12 protein-coding genes are annotated in these 17826 nt (G+C 45.9%); 6 read left to right on the top strand and 6 right to left on the bottom strand.

The genetic code is table 11. The annotated features are described in order from the left end of the window. Positions 1–282: 282 nt before the first annotated feature. From BLR32_RS09455 to BLR32_RS09445, 3 genes are read right to left on the bottom strand one after another with little or no spacing between them, the layout of a single operon-like run. Positions 283–816, bottom strand: a complete 534-nt coding sequence (locus BLR32_RS09455) for a DUF192 domain-containing protein (RefSeq protein WP_089830973.1) — start codon at positions 814–816, stop codon at positions 283–285. 10 nt (positions 817–826) lie between these two features. Beyond that, positions 827–2008, bottom strand: a complete 1182-nt coding sequence (gene mqnE, locus BLR32_RS09450; RefSeq protein ID WP_089830971.1) for an aminofutalosine synthase MqnE — start codon at positions 2006–2008, stop codon at positions 827–829. A 4-nt stretch (positions 2009–2012) separates the two neighbouring features. Next, the gene (locus BLR32_RS09445; RefSeq protein ID WP_143011413.1) at positions 2013–4148 is read right to left on the bottom strand and encodes a M43 family zinc metalloprotease; all 2136 of its coding nucleotides are present in this window, start codon (positions 4146–4148) and stop codon (positions 2013–2015) included. A gap of 257 nt (positions 4149–4405) precedes the next feature. Here BLR32_RS09445 and BLR32_RS09440 point away from each other — a divergent pair, with 257 nt between their 5' ends. After that, on the top strand, positions 4406–7084 hold the full coding sequence (locus tag BLR32_RS09440; protein ID WP_089830967.1) for a T9SS type B sorting domain-containing protein: 2679 nt from the start codon (positions 4406–4408) through the stop codon (positions 7082–7084). 97 nt (positions 7085–7181) lie between these two features. On the opposite strand, the gene trxA is transcribed toward BLR32_RS09440, so the two are convergent. Further along, entirely contained in the window at positions 7182–7499 is a 318-nt protein-coding gene (trxA, locus tag BLR32_RS09435) for a thioredoxin (RefSeq protein WP_089830965.1), read from the bottom strand. A gap of 172 nt (positions 7500–7671) precedes the next feature. Beyond that, a complete protein-coding gene (dnaE, locus tag BLR32_RS09430) occupies positions 7672–11316 on the bottom strand; it encodes a DNA polymerase III subunit alpha (protein ID WP_089830963.1) in 3645 nt (1214 codons plus the stop codon). Between the two features lie 102 nt (positions 11317–11418). Between dnaE and BLR32_RS09425 the strand changes: the two genes are divergently transcribed. The 4 genes from BLR32_RS09425 to BLR32_RS09410 all read left to right on the top strand — a co-directional run bounded on the left by BLR32_RS09425 (position 11419) and on the right by BLR32_RS09410 (position 15095). Continuing rightward, positions 11419–12282 carry a hypothetical protein gene (locus BLR32_RS09425; RefSeq protein WP_089830961.1) on the top strand — a complete coding sequence of 288 codons (864 nt, stop codon included), beginning with the start codon at positions 11419–11421 and terminating at the stop codon, positions 12280–12282. A 401-nt stretch (positions 12283–12683) separates the two neighbouring features. Continuing rightward, on the top strand, positions 12684–13325 hold the full coding sequence (locus tag BLR32_RS09420; protein ID WP_089830960.1) for a C40 family peptidase: 642 nt from the start codon (positions 12684–12686) through the stop codon (positions 13323–13325). 22 nt (positions 13326–13347) lie between these two features. Then, positions 13348–14283 carry a glycosyltransferase family 2 protein gene (locus BLR32_RS09415; protein ID WP_089830958.1) on the top strand — a complete coding sequence of 312 codons (936 nt, stop codon included), beginning with the start codon at positions 13348–13350 and terminating at the stop codon, positions 14281–14283. Between the two features lie 11 nt (positions 14284–14294). Beyond that, on the top strand, positions 14295–15095 hold the full coding sequence (locus BLR32_RS09410) for a glycosyltransferase family 2 protein (protein ID WP_089830956.1): 801 nt from the start codon (positions 14295–14297) through the stop codon (positions 15093–15095). Here the strand turns inward: BLR32_RS09410 and BLR32_RS09405 are convergent, their stop codons facing one another. Continuing rightward, the gene (locus tag BLR32_RS09405; RefSeq protein WP_089830954.1) at positions 15096–16592 is read right to left on the bottom strand and encodes an oligosaccharide flippase family protein; all 1497 of its coding nucleotides are present in this window, start codon (positions 16590–16592) and stop codon (positions 15096–15098) included. Positions 16593–16710: 118 nt separating this feature from the next. On the opposite strand from BLR32_RS09405, the gene BLR32_RS09400 reads away from it, so the two are divergent. Beyond that, complete coding sequence (locus BLR32_RS09400; RefSeq protein WP_089830952.1) at positions 16711–17715, top strand: glycosyltransferase family 2 protein; 1005 nt, start codon at positions 16711–16713, stop codon at positions 17713–17715. Positions 17716–17826 lie beyond the last annotated feature (111 nt).

The raw sequence follows: 17826 nt of genomic DNA, 5'->3' as shown, positions 1-17826 counted from the left end.
TTAAGATTAAGAGGTGAATAATATTAGTTTCCTAATGACACGAACACTGTTACTTGACCTTTAATTTAAATGATTGTTGGCGGCAGGAATAAATAGAAAAAAGAAGTATGGTATATTTCAGACTGCAAAAAGAGGAGATAGTTTATTTTCCAATATGCAGATTTACAAGCTTTAAATGCTATGTCTGGCATAAAGGTATCGAAATAATATATTCAGGCAAAAAATAAAGACCGTTTCATGCAGTATGAAACGGTCTTATTTTTTTATAGTAATATGCTTATCTTATTTGATTTCCTTATAACCAATTTTATCACCATATGCGATGTGATATTTATCGCAGAATCCTGCATTTACTTCCAGCACATACTGTGCTTTTTTGAAGGATGGCAGGCTCTCTTCAGAGAGGGGAGTGGTATACTTTTGTACTGATACAATTTCCCTCTTATCGTTGATGTATATGATGTCAAGAGAGATGTAAGTATTTTTCATCCAGAAGGACTGTTCCTCTGCATGAGGAAAGATAAACAGCATACCCTGCATATCAGTCATGGATTTGCGGTCCATCAGGCCCTGTGCTCTTTCCTGGTCATTGGTAGCCAGTTCTATATCGATCTGGCGGAGCGTATCATTGTTAACCTTACTAAGAAAATACAGGATACCTTCCTTTTTAAACTGTGGCCCCGGATCTGCAGCAGTGGTGATGGTAGCTGTTGTTTCAGCAGATTGCATGTTGCTGACCTGGCTTCGGTTGTTGTGACATCCGGCAACATACAGACAAAGTCCTGCATTAAATAACCACCATCGGGTAGCTGACATAAACGTGTTTTTAACGGGCCATCAATTCTTCCTCTGAGAATACAACATCAGTATAATCTTTGATCTCATTGTAAACAGTATCCCTTTCTACCGGCCTTCTGCCCGCCTGCCTGATCAGCATGGCCAGCTGCGCGGTGTTCATGGACGGGGTCTGTTCTTCTGAACCTGCCATTGAGTAAATCTTGGTGGTATCATCAATGGTACCGTCCAGGTCATTTACTCCGAATGAAAGTGTGAGTTGTGCTGTATTTCTACCCAGCATTGGCCAATAGGCTTTCAGATGGGGGAAGTTGTCCATGTAAAGACGGGCAATAGCGTACAGTCTCAGGTCTTCCACAACAGAAGTCTCCGGTATATGCGCCATCTCATTATCCTTATTACGGAACTTCAGCGGGATGAAGGTATTGAAACCTTTGGTTTCGTCCTGGAGGCTACGCAGGCGTTCCATATGATCAATACGGTGCCAGAACTGCTCCAGGTGACCGTACAGCATGGTTGCATTGGTATGCATGCCCAGCAGGTGTGCTGTTTTGTGAATGTGTAGCCATCCGTCTGCATCTACTTTATCATGGCAGATCTGTGCACGGATATCAGGATGGAATATTTCAGCGCCACCACCTGGCATGGACTGAAGACCAGCATCATGCAGGATGCGCATACCTTCTTCTACAGACACCTTTGCTTTGCGGAACATGTAGTCCAGCTCCACTGCAGTGAAACCTTTCAGGTGAAGATCCGGTCTGTGCGCCCTTATTTTTTGCAGCAGCTCCACAAAGAAGTCAAGATTCATTTTAGGATGCACGCCACCTACAATATGTACTTCGGTAACTGGTTGGCCATCATACTTTTTGACGATGTCCAGCATCTGGTCGATGCTTAATTCCCAACCTTCTTCACGGTTCTTGTATAAACGGGAGTAAGAGCAGAATTTGCAGGTAAAAACGCAAACGTTGGTAGGCTCTATATGGAAATTACGATTGAAATAAGTCTTGTCGCCATGCATACGCACTCTTACCGCATTGGCCAGGGCGCCAAGGTATGCCAGTTCTCCTTTCTCAAATAAAAGCAATCCCTCTTCCGGCGTCAGCCTTTCAGCCGACAATACCTTTTCTCCAATGGTTTTCAACCCTTTGTCCAATCTTGTATCTTGCAGTAATGTTGCTACGGCAGGATGATCATTTCTGGTCGTCATTTCGCTAATTCACTTTAGTTATCTTAATAGTCTTGACGTTATTCCTGTATATTAATTTTACAAAATAAATACCATTTGGCTCATTTACCAAATCAAAGATAAAACGGTTGTTATTGTTGATGGCGGAGCCGGCCTGTTTGGTGACCAGCTGCCCTAAAGTGTTATAGATCGCTATGTAATCCAGATCGTTAGGCGCTTCCAGGAAGCTAATGTATAATTGATTCACGACAGGTACCGGCCCTATTGTAATACCTTTCTCTTTCAGATAAGGCAGGGTATTCTTCGTAACGATATTGATATTATCCAGGTAAATGTTGTTTTCCGCATTGCTGATATTCCTGAATACGACCCTGAACTGGCCTTTCTTAATGATAGGAGTGAGGTTCACAGAATCCCTGCGCCATTCCGAAGCCGTAGGAATAAACTCGGTAGTTACCGGTTGTTTACGGGTGAGGAATGAAGCACCGCCTTTTTTATAGAGGCTGTCGAGGGTCTGACCGCAATCGGAAGTAGTGAAGATCTGCAGGCTGTCCCATACAGCATTCGAACTATTGGTGCTGGAGAATGCAGCCGCCGCTACATCGAAGAACAGGAACACGGAATCATGGCCAGCCGGATTGAAAGTCGGGCTCAGAATATCGTCAATAGCGTCGTTGGTATTGTAAGCCAGGTTATGCATCACAATAGACTTCGTGCCTGCACTGGCCGCGTCGGATGTGAGCTCCCAGGTATAACTGTTGTCATAATTCTTTATTTCCCAGCCTGTTGGAGGGAAGGTACTGCCCTCAAAGCCCTGTGCATACGGGAAACTGCCATCCGCATAATACTGGAAGGTAGTCCAGGCGGTATCGTTAGTGACATCATCGTCGGCAATACCATTTGGAGACACGGTATAAGCCTTAAGAATATGTGCACCCTCTTCTGCTGTACCGGCATCCAGCTGTACGGTAGCTGTTTTCAGCGCCGTCAGACTGCCGGTCCAGTTATAGGTTTTAATAGCGCCATCGTCCACTATATAATTGATCTTCACAGAAGTAAGTGTATTCTTACCCTGGTTTTTAAGTATCACGGAAGGAGTGAAACCGTTTTCACAGATTTGTCCGAAAGGAGAAACAACACTCAGTATCTGTGCATCATTATCAAGGAGATTCAGTGGCACGCAGCCATTGGATGAGAGGAGGGAAGCCCTGTCTTCAGTCAGTGACAGGCGCATCCTGTCCACCTGATCGGAGGTAAAGAGCAGCATACATGCATCATCTGAATAATCCATGAAATTATTGAACATGATGCCGGGTGAATCTACAGAGCAGGCATCTGTGAGCGGGAATGGCGGACAGTTATAGGTGTAGTTAGCCTGCTTAGGCGTATCTTCAATACCATCGTCAGCCGCACAACCGGATTCATCGCCCCAGATATGACGGAGGGAGAAATAGTGACCTACTTCATGTACGGTAGTACGGCCTACATTGAACGGCGCCACGGCGCTGCCTGTAGTACCGAAGCCTGTATAGGTGATTACAACGCCCTGTTCATTGGCGGCATATCCTTCCGGGAAGGTGGCAATACCCAGGTAGTTGTCAGACAGGCTGCACACCCATATATTGAGGTAATTATTGCTATCCCATGCATCGGCGCCACCGGAGGAAACATGTTTTACAGCAGACGCGGAATTCGATACACTGAAAGAGTTCCGGGTAGTGGTCACTCTTTCGATCCCGTTGGTGGGATTATCGTCTGGCGTACGTTGTGCGAGACAGAATTGTATTTGTGCGTCACCCAGGCGCCCTTTCCAGGCAGCAGGAATGTTGGAGATATCTGCAGCACTGGCGCTATAATCCCGGTTGAGCGCATCTATCTGTGACTGTACCTGTTCATCTGTTACCAAAGCTGGATTTCTCAGTACAATATGTACTACCACCGGGATCGTTACAGTAGGATAGACGGTTTTCATCAGTGCCCGGGACTGTTTGATGGAGCGGGTCATCTCCTGTAGGTGTTCTTCCTTTCTTTCACGGATCTTTTGTAACGCCGGATTGGACGCAATAAGTTGCTGCATAGCTTCCTCTGTACCACACTTACGTTGGGCAAAGGCTGGTATAACATAGAGGCTTGCGAGGATAAAAAGGGTAAAATTGCGCAATGTTCTAGTTTGAGTGTTAAAATATACGGTTTGTCCCGCTATTTTTCCAGGAAAAGTTACAACCTTATCGCTATTAGGCAGATAGGGAATCTGCGAAAAGCGATATTCTCTGGTTAAATTATGATTCTTTCATATTCTAATCATTTTGTAAATTGCCGCTTGTTTCTGGGACAATGCTATAAGTAACGCATTTTGTGAATATTTCTTATTATCTGGTAAACCCTTTGCCCATTATTCAGGATTATCCCGCTTCATCTATGAGATCATTCGTACTGCCCGGCGCTATTGCTATTTTTTTGTTATTCAATATCCCCGTGCTGGCACAGCAGGCCAGTTTCACTGCTCCGGATACCGTGTGTGTCGGTGAACCAGTTGTCCTTACCAATACTTCCACAGGAGGAAGTACTTTCTATTGGAATTTTTGTACCGGTAACCTGTTCCAGACTCCGGATGGCGTCAATCTGGGCGACCTGGGAACGCTTAGCCTTCCTGTGTTTGTTGAAATGGCAAAGGAGGGTAATAACTACTATGCTTTTGTTACCGACAACAGCCCCGAGTCGCTTGTACGTTTAGACTTCGGAAACAGTTTTCTGAATACACCTGTAGTGACGAACCTGGGAAATTTTGCGGGCAACCTTCCGACGCGGGCGGAAGGTTTGCAGATCGTACAGGATGCTGATGGCTGGCATATTATTGTAGTAGGTGACGGCGTGGCCAACGACCGTGAGCTAGCAAAACTGGACTTTGGCAGTAGTCTTGCCAATACCCCTGTTTGTACAAACTGGGGAAACATTGGTAACCTGGCCTATCCCATAGACCTGTACATGTTCCAGGTACCCGGTTTGCCTAACTGGTATGGAATGACGGTCAATTCTGATAATAATACGATCACTCGTTTTGACTTTGGCACTTCCTTTAATAATCCACCAACAGCTGTTAACCTTGGCAACCTGGGAAACCTCGACTATCCGACAGGTATTTATACCGCCAACTACAACGGGAACTGGTATGTGTTTATTACCAATGGAGTAGGTAATACTATTACCCGTCTTGATTTCGGTAATTCATTGCTGAATACACCCGTGGCCACGAATCTTGGCAATCCGGGCGGGCTCCTGCAAAAGCCCCGTGATATCTACATCATAAATGATTGTGGTGGCGTGTTCGGCCTTGTGGCCAATGGAGATGGTGATGACATCCTGAGACTGGAGTTTGCAGGAGGTAACATCACAGGTAATATTACTGCAACTTCTTATGGCAACATCGCCAATTTCAGATACCCGCACTCTTTGTCTTCACTTGTCAGGATAAAAGACGATCTCTATACATTTGTAACCAATCCTTTTAATCATACAGTTTCCAGAGTGAAATTCAGCAGTTGTACCAGCAGCAGCATACCGTCATCCACACTGGCCGTTCCACCCTCATTTGTTTACAATCAGCCGGGTACCTATACGGTCAATATGATCATGAATGAAGGGCTTTCCACTCAGCAAACCACCTGCCGGAACATCGTGGTGGTAGCGCCGCCTGTGGTTGACCTCGGGCCGGATGTGACAACCTGTAATGGTTCGCCGGTATTACTGAATGCCGGTCCTGGCTTCAGTTCTTACAAGTGGTCTGACAACAGTACGGGTAGTACCCTTACAGTAAATTCAAGTGGTACCTATAGCGTGGTGGTCACAAATGGCGGCAGCTGTACAGCTACGGATGATGTGGTGGTCAATATCAGCCCCGTATTGGATGCGACGCTCAATATAACAATGATCGACTGCCGGAACAAGACGGGAAGTATTGTAGTGACGCCCAGTGGAGGAATTGCACCGTTCACGTATACACTGAATGGTATAGACAAGGGTTCACAGAACAGTTTTACACAGCTGATAGCAGGTACGTATACGATCGGCATAAAAGACAACTTGGGTTGTACAATCACAAGGCAGGCAATGATCGGTACAGATCAGACCAACATGATTGGTTTTTCCGCGGCTCCGCAGTCGCCGAGTTGTGAAGGGGTTGCCGATGGCGCGATTCGAATGACGGTGATATCAGGACAGCAGCCTTTTCAATTTGCGATTGATAATCAGCAATACCAGACGACTACTACCTTCAATAATCTGGGCGCGGGCACTTACAAGATCTATGGTCGTAACAACTATTGCCTGGACAGTACCACTGTAACACTTACAGCTCCTACTGCTATTGATCTGGCTATTACACCCGTCGATGAAACCTGTACCAGGGGGAATGGAGAATTGACCATAAATGCCAATGGAGGCGCTGCACCATATACCTACGCCGTTAACGGCGTACCAACGTCCTTCACGCATCTGACGGGGCTTTCAGCGGGCAATTATAATGTTATGGTAACTGATGCCAATGGATGCCGGAGCAGCAGCGATGCAGACCTGAAAGATATTGATATACCGGCAGTCACCATCACCAACAACGATACAACTATCAGTCTCGGCGACCAGGTGCAGTTGCACGCCATCAATGCGCCGGATTATGCCTGGATGCCTGTGGAAGGATTAAGCTGTGTGGATTGCGCGTCGCCTGTGGCCCAGCCCATGCAGCGAACCACATATGTAGTAACTACTGTCACAGGTCTTAACTGTATAAAAGAAGACAGGGTAACGATCTATGTGGATACCCGGCGATACCTGTTCGTTCCTACTGCCTTTACGCCTAACAAAGATGGAGTAAACGATGTATTACGGGTAAGGGCAGGAGGTATAGCTGTTTTCAGAATGTCTATTTACAATCGCTGGGGGAATCTGATCTTTAGTTCGAGTGATCTCCGTAAGGGCTGGGACGGTACTTATCAAAATGAACTGCAGCCGAATGGCGTTTTTGTGTATATGATCGAGTATGCCTATTATGGAGCTGTAGATAAGTTGTATTTACAGAAAGGAACAGTAACATTGATCAGGTAACACGGGAATCGCCCCAGGGACCATCGGACACGTTTCCCCCATAACAAAGCCGGCCCGTCTGAGACGAGCCGGCTTCTTTTTATGATGTCTGAACCTATTAGAGGTTAGCCTGAATCTTCTTTTCCAGAACAGATCTTGGAGCAGCACCTACCTGTTTGTCAACTACCTGACCATCTTTAATGAACAGGATAGCAGGAATGCTGGTGATACCGTAGTTGATTGACAACTGAGGGTTCTGATCTACGTTTACTTTACCCACGTTAACCTTGCCCGCATAGTCTTTAGAGAGCTCTTCGATAACTGGACCGATAGCGCGACAAGGACCACACCACTCTGCCCAGAAATCAATCACGCTCAATTTATCGGAGCTCAGTACTTCCGTCTGGAAGTTCGAATCTGTGAATTCTAATGCCATGATATTTAAAGTTTATGAAATTATTATAAATCAAAGTTCCTGAATAAATTTATAAATGCAAATATATACATTCAATTTTCGAACCGGATGCAAGTTACTGCTTTTTTGACAGCCGGTATTTTGTTTTTAAAAGGCGCCGTTTGACCATGCAAATTAGATCATTTTAGCACCCTTACTTATTGATTGTATCTATATACACATCGACATCAGGCTGTTTGGACAAGAAGTGCGCCAGTTCATCATTCATCTCTATATGTTTATTGAAAGTGTGCAGCTTCACCGTCATCTGATCATCACGGTCAATGAGTTGCAGGAAGAGCTCACTGGCGCCGGGATACTTGGCAATATTGTCTACCAGGAAGTCTACCAGCTCCCGCGTGATGAATTTAGGCATAGTTACCAGCGTCACCTTCTTCGTATGCGTCTTCTTCACTTCCTGTAATAACTGTATTCCATTCACCTTAAACTCATATTCGGCATCATTGAATCGCTTGGCTTTAAAGCCGCCATTAATAAAGAGACATAACCCCGTTTTGAGGTAAGGTGCAAAACGGATGAAGTCCTCACTCCACAGGGCAAATTCGAACTTACCGGAGTAATCCTCTATCGTCATTATGCCAAACTGGCGGTTGTTTCTGGATATTCTTTCCTGTGCCCCCGTCACATAGACAGCCAGTCTGAAGTTACGTTCCCGGCCTGCACGCGCATTGCCGGGTGTGGTCAGATCTGCCTGATATTCAACCAGTTCCTGCACAGTGTTCATATTGTAGTACCGGCTCTCAAAACGATAATCGTCCAGTGGATGCCCGGAGATATAGATACCGGTCACCTCCCGTTCATTGTTCAGTTTCAGGATGAGTGGCCATGGATCGCAAGGCGGGATCTTAGGCGGTTCGATATCGGGCATCGATTCTTCCCCAAACAGACTACCCATGGCGGTAGCTACGCCGGCAGATACCTGCTGACCGAACTTTACGATCTTATCCAGGCCGGTAGTGGTATCATTTTCAGGCTTATGGAAGTACTGGGCGCGATGCAGTTCAGGGAAACAATCAAAGGCGCCCGACATGGCCAGGGCCTCCAGCGATTTCTTGTTCACCGCACGCTGGTTCACACGTCTGATCATCTCAAAGATGTTCTTATATGCACCTTCTTTTCTTCTCTCTTCCAGGATATTTTCCACCGCAGCTTCACCCACACCTTTCAGACCGGCCAGGCCGAAACGGATCTGGCCCTGTTTGTTCACCGCGAAACCTTTGAAAGACTCGTTCACATCCGGCGGCAATACGTCTATTCCCATACGTTTTGCCTCTTCCATGAAGAAGGTGATCTTTTCAATGTTGCTGGCGTTGTTCAGTACAGCCGCCATATACTCTGCCGGATAGTGTGCTTTCAGGTAAGCCGTCTGATAAGCCACGAAGGCATAACAGGTAGAGTGGGATTTGTTGAACGCGTAAGACGCAAATGCCTCCCAGTCGGTCCATACTTTATCGCAGACTTTCAGGTCATGCCCGTTGGCAGCACAACCCTCCATGAATTGTTTCTTCATTTTGTCCAGTACCGCCTTCTGCTTCTTACCCATGGCTTTACGGAGTACGTCCGCATCCCCTTTGGAGAAGTTGGCCAGCTTCTGGCTCAGTAGCATTACCTGCTCCTGGTATACCGTAATACCATAGGTATCATTCAGGTATTCTTCCATTTCCGGCAGGTCGTATACCGTTTCTTCCAGTCCGTGTTTACGGCGGATGAACAAAGGAATGTACTCCAGTGGTCCCGGACGGTACAGGGCGTTCATCGCAATGAGATCGTCGAAACGGTCAGGTTTCAGCTCGCGGAGGTATTTCTGCATACCGGCAGACTCGAACTGGAACGTGGCGTTGGTTTCGCCCTTCTGGTACAGTTCATATGTTTTGGCGTCATCCAGCGGAATATCGTCGATACTGATATCTATCCCGTGGTTGGCCTTGATCAGTTCCAGGGCGCCTTTGATGATGGTGAGGGTCTTCAGACCCAGGAAGTCCATCTTGATTACACCGGCGCTCTCAATGATACTACCTTCAAACTGGGTCACCAGCAGGTCGGAGTCCTTCGCCGTCGATACCGGGATCAGATCATACAGGTCTTTCGGGGCAATGATGATACCAGCCGCGTGGATACCCGTGTTACGTACAGACCCCTCCAGTACGCAGGCCTCTCTCAGTACTTCGCCCTGCAGGTCCTGTCCTTTGATCAGTTCACGGAGTCGCCTTACGTTTTCCAGGTCCTCCGGTCCCAGGCCTTCTTTTTCAGCCAGACTCTTTTCCCCTTCGTCGATTGGAGCGTTGAAGATACGGTCGAGCTGGATACCCGGCTTATCAGGCACCATTTTAGCCAGCATGTTGGATTCTGCCAGTGGCAGGTCCATTACACGGGCCACGTCCTTGATACTCATCTTGGCGGCCATGGTACCGTAGGTAATGATCTGGGCTACCTGGTTCTTACCATATTTCTGTACCACATAGTCAATCACTTTCTGACGGCCTTCATCATCGAAGTCCGTATCAATATCGGGCATGCTCTTACGTTCCGGGTTCAGGAAACGCTCAAACAGAAGGTTATACTTGATCGGGTCAATATTCGTGATACCTATACAGTATGCCACTGCAGAACCGGCAGCAGATCCACGGCCCGGGCCTATAAATACTCCCAGGTCACGTCCGGCCTTGATAAAGTCGGATACGATAAGGAAGTAACCCGCAAATCCCATGTTCTCAATTACCTGCAGTTCAAAGTTCAGACGCTCTTCTACCTCTGCAGTAACCTCCGCATATTTTTGCCGCGCGCCCTCCATAGTCAGGTGACGCAGGTACTGGTCCTGCGTAATAAAAGGAGCCGGAATAGGGAAGTTGGGCAGGAGGATATCCCGCTTCAGGTCCAGCAGTTCCACCTTATCCACGATCTCATTGGTATTGTCTATCGCCTGTGGCAGATCATGGAAGAGTGTGCTCATCTCTTCGGTTGTCTTGAAATAGAACTGGTCGTTATAGAAAGCGAAACGTTTGTTCTTCATAGACACGTCATCATCAGAGAAATCCTTCATGGTAGGAGTGCTCTTTTTCTCGCCCGTGTTGATACAGAGAAGGATGTCGTGTGCGTTTGCGTCTGCCTGGTCCACGTAGTGGGAGTCGTTGGACGCAATGATCTTTACATTATGTTTGGCGGCAAACTTGATCAGGGATTCATTCACTTTCTCCTGTTCAGGAATACCATGCCGTTGTAACTCAACATAGTAGTCTTCACCGAAAATGTCCAGCCACCATTTGAATTCCTCTTCACCCGCTTCTTCTCCTTTTTTCAGGATAGCCCTGGGTACAGAAGCACCGAGACAACAGGTAGTGGCAATAAGTCCTTTATGATACTGGAGGATCAGTTCTTTATCGATACGGGGGTATTTACCGTACAGCCCTTCCATATATCCGAGTGAGCACAATTTAATCAGGTTACGGTAACCTTCATCATTTTTCGCCAGGAGTACCTGGTGATTACGGATATCTTTTTCCTCACGGGTAAAGGCGCGTTTGAAGCGGTTTTCCACAACGTAGAACTCGCAACCAACGATAGGTTTTACCTTGAGCCTTTTATCCTTCGGATCTTCAGGATTCAGCTTGTTGTTATAAGCTTCAGCCACAAACTGGAATACACCGAACATGTTACCATGGTCCGTGATGGCCAGGGCCGGCTGATTGCTGGCCATAGCTTTCTTGTACAATGACTTGATATCTGCTGCACCATCCAGCAGAGAATACTGTGTATGAACGTGTAAGTGGGAAAAGATCATTCAGCAAAATTCCGACTCTTCTGCCAGAATATGAATAAAAGGTTATGAAAATTTATGCACACTACTCAATTTAATATTGAGTACATTCTTTATATTTGCTATATGAAAAAAGCATTTTCCCTTCTATCCCTATGTGTTGTTGCCCTTTTGGCCCTCACATCTTCATCATGCGAAAAGGACGAAACTCCGAAACCAGATCCCGTTGATACAATTGTTTTAAGCGAAAAAGGAAAGATACTGACAGATACGATCTGGAGGTATTATGAGTACTACAAGAATTTCCAGACCTCCGGTTCCACACTGGTATGGAAAACCAACCGTTCTGCAAACACACTGGACCTTCACCTGAACAAGGTAAAGTTCAATAAAGATGGTTCTTACTGGGAAATCACTGAAAAAGGAGATTCACTGAAAGGTACCTGGCATTTCACCAACAATGAAACGCAGATCGTGGTGAACAGCACCAGCACCTTTACATCCGACATCCGTGTACTGACCGCTAACCAGTTCGAGTGGGAAGTGGTGAATGGCACTACTTACGGTGTAATGATGAAACGTTTCCCTGAGTCAGACAAGACCCAGACAGTTGCACAGTTGCTGACCAGCAAGAAATGGAAGTATGAAACCTATTTCTATAACTTCCCGCTGGCATCTGCTGATCTCGTATGGCGTATTGGTAAACCTAACAATACCTATACTGTACTGGACCAGCTGACAGTTGAGTACAAAGCTGACGGAACTACCGTTGAGACTTATAAAGACGGTTCAATTGTACGTGGTACATGGCGCCTGAACAGCGATGCTACGCATCTTACTGTAACACCCAATGGCGGTATAGATTTCGAGTGTGTAATCAAAGTGCTGAATGGAACACGCTTTGAATGGAATCGCGTTGACCAGAGCTATTACTATTATGGCGAAATGATCCCGGCTGATGCCACCGTTGGTGGTGCTGCCCGTCGTTAATAAAGCAGACGTTTTAACACAATGGCCTGGCTGAAAGATATACCATCTTCCGGCCAGGCCATCGTCGTTATTACATTTCGTATGCCTGTTGTCGTTAACACCGTTTTTGCGCACTATTTGCTGTGTAACTTCGCAGATTACAATGCTGACAAGCGACAGGTTTGAATGGAATCGTCTAAACAATAACGACTATCACTAAGGCGAGCAGGTAGCGCTTTAATAAAAGATCTTATAATGTCTTTTCAGGGCCGGCATGGAACAAAAGTATCCTTGCCGGCCCTGAAAAATTTATAGCAAACAGGCAGCAACGCCAACACTGTAATCATTATTACTGAACATGTTAAAAACATTTATTATAAATATTATTAGTAAATTAGCCCCGATTTAACCAACGGGCGCTTATGATCGGTAAAAAAAGTATTTCAGGGATAATGGCTATGGTTTGCGTGTTGGGACTGGCTGCCTGCTCTTCCTCAAAACAGGGAACAGCCAAAAGAACAAGCAGCAGTAGTCGTGGCGGAGTGGAATTCCTGGATGGATTATCTATAAACGGGAATAACTATACAGCCAAAAGCAAAAGCACACTGAAATTCACAGCTTCAAGTCCGCTGATAGAAAACGCCCCGCTCTGGCAATTCAAATATGCCCAATTGCTGGATGTTCGTGTAGAGACAGTCCTGAATACCAACCTGTTTGCATTTATTGAAGAATGGTGGGGCACTCCTTATTTATACGGTGGCAAGACCAGGAACGGTGTAGATTGTTCCGGCTTTACAAATAACCTGCTGGTAGCGGTATTCCGGCTAAACAGTTCAGGCAGCTCAGGACAATTATATGAAAAGGCCCGAAAATTGAGTAAATCAGAAATGAGGGAAGGAGACCTGGTTTTTTTCAAAACTGATGGAAAATCAATCTCTCATGTGGGTGTATACCTGAATAATAATAAATTTGTGCACGCTTCAACGAGCCTCGGAGTGACAATCAGTGATCTGAACGAGACTTATTGGGCAAGATATTATGCCGGGAGTGGCAGAATAGAGTAAACCGGAAAAAGAGAAAAGATTCATGACTAGTCCTGCAGTTTCAATATGTATACCGGCATACAGGCAACCCGAAATGCTAAAACGCTGCCTGGACAGTATCCGGCAGCAGACGTTTACCGATATAGAAGTGATTGTAACAGATGATAGTCCTGGCGACGAAGTGGAACGTCTGGTAGACAGTTACAAAGACATACTTCCCATCCGTTATAAACATAACGTCCCCTCCCTGGGCACTCCGGAAAACTGGAACGAAGCCATCCGCCAGGCAAAAGGGAAATACATTAAACTTATCCATCATGACGACTGGCTGGCCACACCTGATGCATTGCAAAAGCTGCACGATGCGCTGGAAGCTGCCCCCGGAAGCGATTTTGCATACGCAAGAGCGCTATTGGTGTACGACGACGGGAAAGAATGGCTACTTCCCATGAAGATCGAAAACCTGGACCGCGTGCGCCGGGAACCGGAATATGTGATGGTAGTAAAACCAATCTCCACACCCAGTGTGACGCTGTTCAGAAATAAATTCATGTATGATAACCGGATGAAATGGATGGTGGATATTGATGGTTATATCCATGAACTTTACCGTAATCCCGCCATCATATGTGTGAATGAACCGCTCGTCAAAATTGGTATTCATGCTTACCAGGTAACGCAGGAATGTGAAGACAATAAGGAAGTGGACGTAAAGGAGCACATCCAGTTGCTCGATAAGCTGCGTCCTGGCGTTTTGAGAAAGTGGTTATATTATGATTACTTCTGGCGACTGTTACGCAGATATGACATTCGTACCGGCGAAGAGTTGACCACGCTGGCAAAGGGTTTCCCGGTACATCGGGAGCTTTATCGTATGGCTGCCTGCCAGTCAAAACTGCCGGCTTCTTTATGGAAGAAAGGCGTTATTTCAAAAACTGGCATGTTTCTTTGTTATCTAACATCACTTTTAAAAAAATAATCTGATCCATAATGTTGAATGAGCTGATCTCTGTCGTAATTCCGTGTTATAATGATGGCGCCTTCCTGCATGAAGCGATTGCTTCTATCCGCAGGCAGGATTATCCTAATTATGAGATCATTGTTGTGAATGATGGTTCTACCGACGCTGCTACTTTAAAAGTACTGGATGAAGTGGTAGCCCCGGATGTGCAGGTACTGCACAAAGAGAACGGCAGAATGGCCTCCGCAAGGAACCATGGCATCAGGCATGCAAAAGGAAAGATCATTGCTGCACTGGATTCAGACGACTATTTCGGCGATACCTTTTTTAAGAAAGCGATGGCCATACTGGATGCCAAAAAGGAAATAGGAGTGGTGACCTCCTACATTCAGTTGTTCGGTGCAGAAAAGCTGGTATCCAAACCTCGGGGTGGTACAGATGTTAATTTCCTGTTCGGCAATCAATGTCCAGCGTGCGCGATATACAGAAGAGAATGCTGGGAAGACATCGGAGGCTTTGATGAAGCCATGAAACTGGGATATGAGGATTGGGAGTTTTATATACGCGTGACCCGTCAGGGATGGAAGATAGAAGTGATCCCCGAGAGACTGCTTTTCTACAGGCAGACAAAGAAGTCGACTTACCGTAACGATACCCGTCCGAATGTGGTGGAACTGGTAGACTATATTGTCAACAAGCACCAGGACTGGTACCTTGATATGATCAAACAGCTGATTGTACGCCGGGAGGTAATCTATACTGAAAGCAGGATCTCTTATCAGAACATTTTTAAGATGCTGAAGAACAGATTGCTTGGGAAGTATAAGTAATTATGGTCGTCCCATCCTGCTGGTAACAAGGGAGATACCCTTTTTATACAGTATGGTGATGTCTTCTGAGAGGTTTAGTCTGATCACCACAAATCCGTAGATGGCTGCAAATATCAACGTACGCACTGCCATATTTATAATAGGAATGGATATATTGATCAGCCGACTGACAATAAAGTAAAGAGACAGCGTCAGTATAATGGAATACAGCGTTTGCCTGGTAAACGGCTGCATATTGTAGTTCTTCAAAAGGAAAAGATAGCGGATCCCATTATAGATCGTCAGGGAGATCAGCTGTGCCCAACCAGCTCCCATAATACCATAAGTTTTTACAAAGTAATAGTTCAGCGGCAGTGTTAAGGCCAGCAGTATAAGGTGCGACTGTAATTCAAAACGCCAGCGCGGCGAAGTTGATATCACCTGTGAGTTTAGGCCGGTACCCAATTCGATGATCTTCGTAATACCTAATATCAGTACCAGTGGTTTCCCCTCATGATAGATCGGAGGCAATTTCAGGAACTCAAAAGCATCATCCAGGTTCAGCCAGATAACAGAGAATATAAAGGAAGAAAAGATCAGCAGGTTAATGGAGGACTTCGTGTATACGTTGGCAATGTTGGCCATATCATTATCCTTCCAGGATTGGGCAATGACCGGCACTCCTATGCTGATCATGCTTCTCTGGGGTACATCTATTACAGTACAGATATAAGTAGCCAGTGTAAATACGGCAGCGAATTCAAGTCCCTTGAAACTTGAGATCAGGATAGAATCGATGGTCAGGCTGATGATCGTGATTACATTGCTGGCGAAGATAAAAGCCGTGAAACGTAACATCTGCTTGCCAAGATCTTTGGTGACCTGGCTGGGAAGTCTGCCCAGTGGCAATTGTTTCTTATGCCAGAAGTAAAAAAGTAATCCGCAGAATGTTACGGCATATGTCAATCCGAAGATGTTCATGAAAGCATGGAAGCGGATCAGGCCAAAGATGAAGGCCAGCACTAAAATAGTATGAAACACACGGAATACGACTTCTTTCATGAAGTTTGAAAGAATGGTCTTATGCTGATTCCATGCATGCACTTCCAGGATCTGAAAGCCCAGGGAGAAAAAGACAAGAGGAAAACTGACATAAAAATACGCTACCAATAAGGGAGATTTTCCAGAGAACTTGCGGATAATCAAAGGCTCCAGAAAATACGTACCCGCAAATACAATCAATATTCCTATGCCTGCCAATGTAAATGCGAGGGTGAGCAGATCCATCTTTTTTTGCGGAAGTACCTTGTAGTAGGGATAGTACCGGGCCACCAGGGTCGGAATACCCAGACAGGCCACACTAGTCATCAGGGTAGAGATCTCGAGTAGGGTACGGGTAAGGCCATTTTCTGCGGGCGTCAAGTATTTGGTCATCAGGTAGATATTGATCGCACCCAGCATGAATCCAAAATAAGTATAAATCGCAGAAACGAGGCTCTTAGTCCTTACAACGCCCATATAACACAAGTCTGTTTAACACACTAAGATATTTATATTTTTAGATTACCGAGACCTTTCATATAATATTGCCGCATATTTTTTATCTTTGGGGGTTTACTTTATTTTCGCCCTGCATATGGATTTGTCTGTCATCATTGTGAATTATAAGAGCAGCCGCCTCATTCTGGATTGTATCAGCACTATTGTGGCAGAGACAACCGCTATCAGCTATGAGGTGATTGTAGTAGACAATGCTTCCGGTGATAACAGCGAGCAACTGATCACATATGCCTTCCCTTTTGTGCAGTTCCTGCAGATGGGCTACAATGCAGGGTTCTCCCGGGCCAACAACATGGGTTTACGTGCCGCGAAGGGCGATTACCTGTTACTGCTCAATCCTGATACACTCATCCTCGATCATGCATTGGACCGTTGCGTACAGCAATTCGCCAAAAGCGAACTGGTAGCCTGTGGTGTACAGCAACTGAATGCAGACCGTAGTCTGCAGATCTCTGGCAACTACTTTATGAAAGGAGGATTGAATCACCTGCTGCCACTGCCTTACTGGGGAAAGGTAATCCGTTGGATAGGTTATCAGCTGAAAACCAAGGTGCCTAATGTACAGGAGGCCAGTACGGAACATCATGTAGACTGGATCAGCGGCGCTTTCCTGATGGTGAAACGTGCTTCTCTTGAGAAAGCAGGTTATATGGACGAAGATTTCTTCCTGTATGCGGAAGAGGTGGAATGGTGCAGCCGTCTGCGTAAACTGGGGCCGCTGGCTATTTTTGGAGATATCAATATCATACACCTGCAAGGAGAAACCACGGGTGATGCATTCGGTTCAGATGAGAAAGGATATTATGGATTGTATGACAGGAAAGGGCTACAACTGATGCTGTCTAATCATGTAAGGGTACGTAAGCAGTTCGGCGTGATGTGGTATTTTATCCTGTTGCTTAACTATACTTTCGCTATACCGGTATTCTTCTTTGGTAGTATTATAGAGAACCTGTTCAAGGGACGTAATCCTTTCAGATATATGCCGCAGGTATGGGGGCTTACAAAGAATGTCTTCCGTCTCTGGATGCTGACGCCAACGATTGTGCGGAATAAACCGCATTTCTACAAGGTGTTGTAATGCCAGGTTACCGTATATCACGGATTGCATCACGGTCTACAAACACGTCCCCGGAGCTATCACCCCGGGCTACAAACAACGCGGCTCCTAACGGAGCCGATTATGTTTTGT

It is taken from the genome of Chitinophaga filiformis (assembly GCF_900102545.1).
In the GTDB taxonomy this organism is placed as follows: domain Bacteria; phylum Bacteroidota; class Bacteroidia; order Chitinophagales; family Chitinophagaceae; genus Chitinophaga; species Chitinophaga filiformis.
This window is presented reverse-complemented; position numbering and strand designations above follow the sequence as displayed.

What these genes read in the sequence shown, in the direction of transcription:
- BLR32_RS09455 (WP_089830973.1), bottom strand. Translation starts at nt 816, where the DNA reads ATGTCAGCTACCCGATGGTGGTTATTTAATGCAGGACTTTGTCTGTAT.
- mqnE (WP_089830971.1), bottom strand. Translation starts at nt 2,008, where the DNA reads ATGACGACCAGAAATGATCATCCTGCCGTAGCAACATTACTGCAAGAT.
- BLR32_RS09440 (WP_089830967.1), top strand. Translation starts at nt 4,406, where the DNA reads ATGAGATCATTCGTACTGCCCGGCGCTATTGCTATTTTTTTGTTATTC.
- trxA (WP_089830965.1), bottom strand. Translation starts at nt 7,499, where the DNA reads ATGGCATTAGAATTCACAGATTCGAACTTCCAGACGGAAGTACTGAGC.
- dnaE (WP_089830963.1), bottom strand. Translation starts at nt 11,316, where the DNA reads ATGATCTTTTCCCACTTACACGTTCATACACAGTATTCTCTGCTGGAT.
- BLR32_RS09425 (WP_089830961.1), top strand. Translation starts at nt 11,419, where the DNA reads ATGAAAAAAGCATTTTCCCTTCTATCCCTATGTGTTGTTGCCCTTTTG.
- BLR32_RS09420 (WP_089830960.1), top strand. Translation starts at nt 12,684, where the DNA reads ATGATCGGTAAAAAAAGTATTTCAGGGATAATGGCTATGGTTTGCGTG.
- BLR32_RS09415 (WP_089830958.1), top strand. Translation starts at nt 13,348, where the DNA reads ATGACTAGTCCTGCAGTTTCAATATGTATACCGGCATACAGGCAACCC.
- BLR32_RS09410 (WP_089830956.1), top strand. Translation starts at nt 14,295, where the DNA reads ATGTTGAATGAGCTGATCTCTGTCGTAATTCCGTGTTATAATGATGGC.
- BLR32_RS09405 (WP_089830954.1), bottom strand. Translation starts at nt 16,592, where the DNA reads ATGGGCGTTGTAAGGACTAAGAGCCTCGTTTCTGCGATTTATACTTAT.
- BLR32_RS09400 (WP_089830952.1), top strand. Translation starts at nt 16,711, where the DNA reads ATGGATTTGTCTGTCATCATTGTGAATTATAAGAGCAGCCGCCTCATT.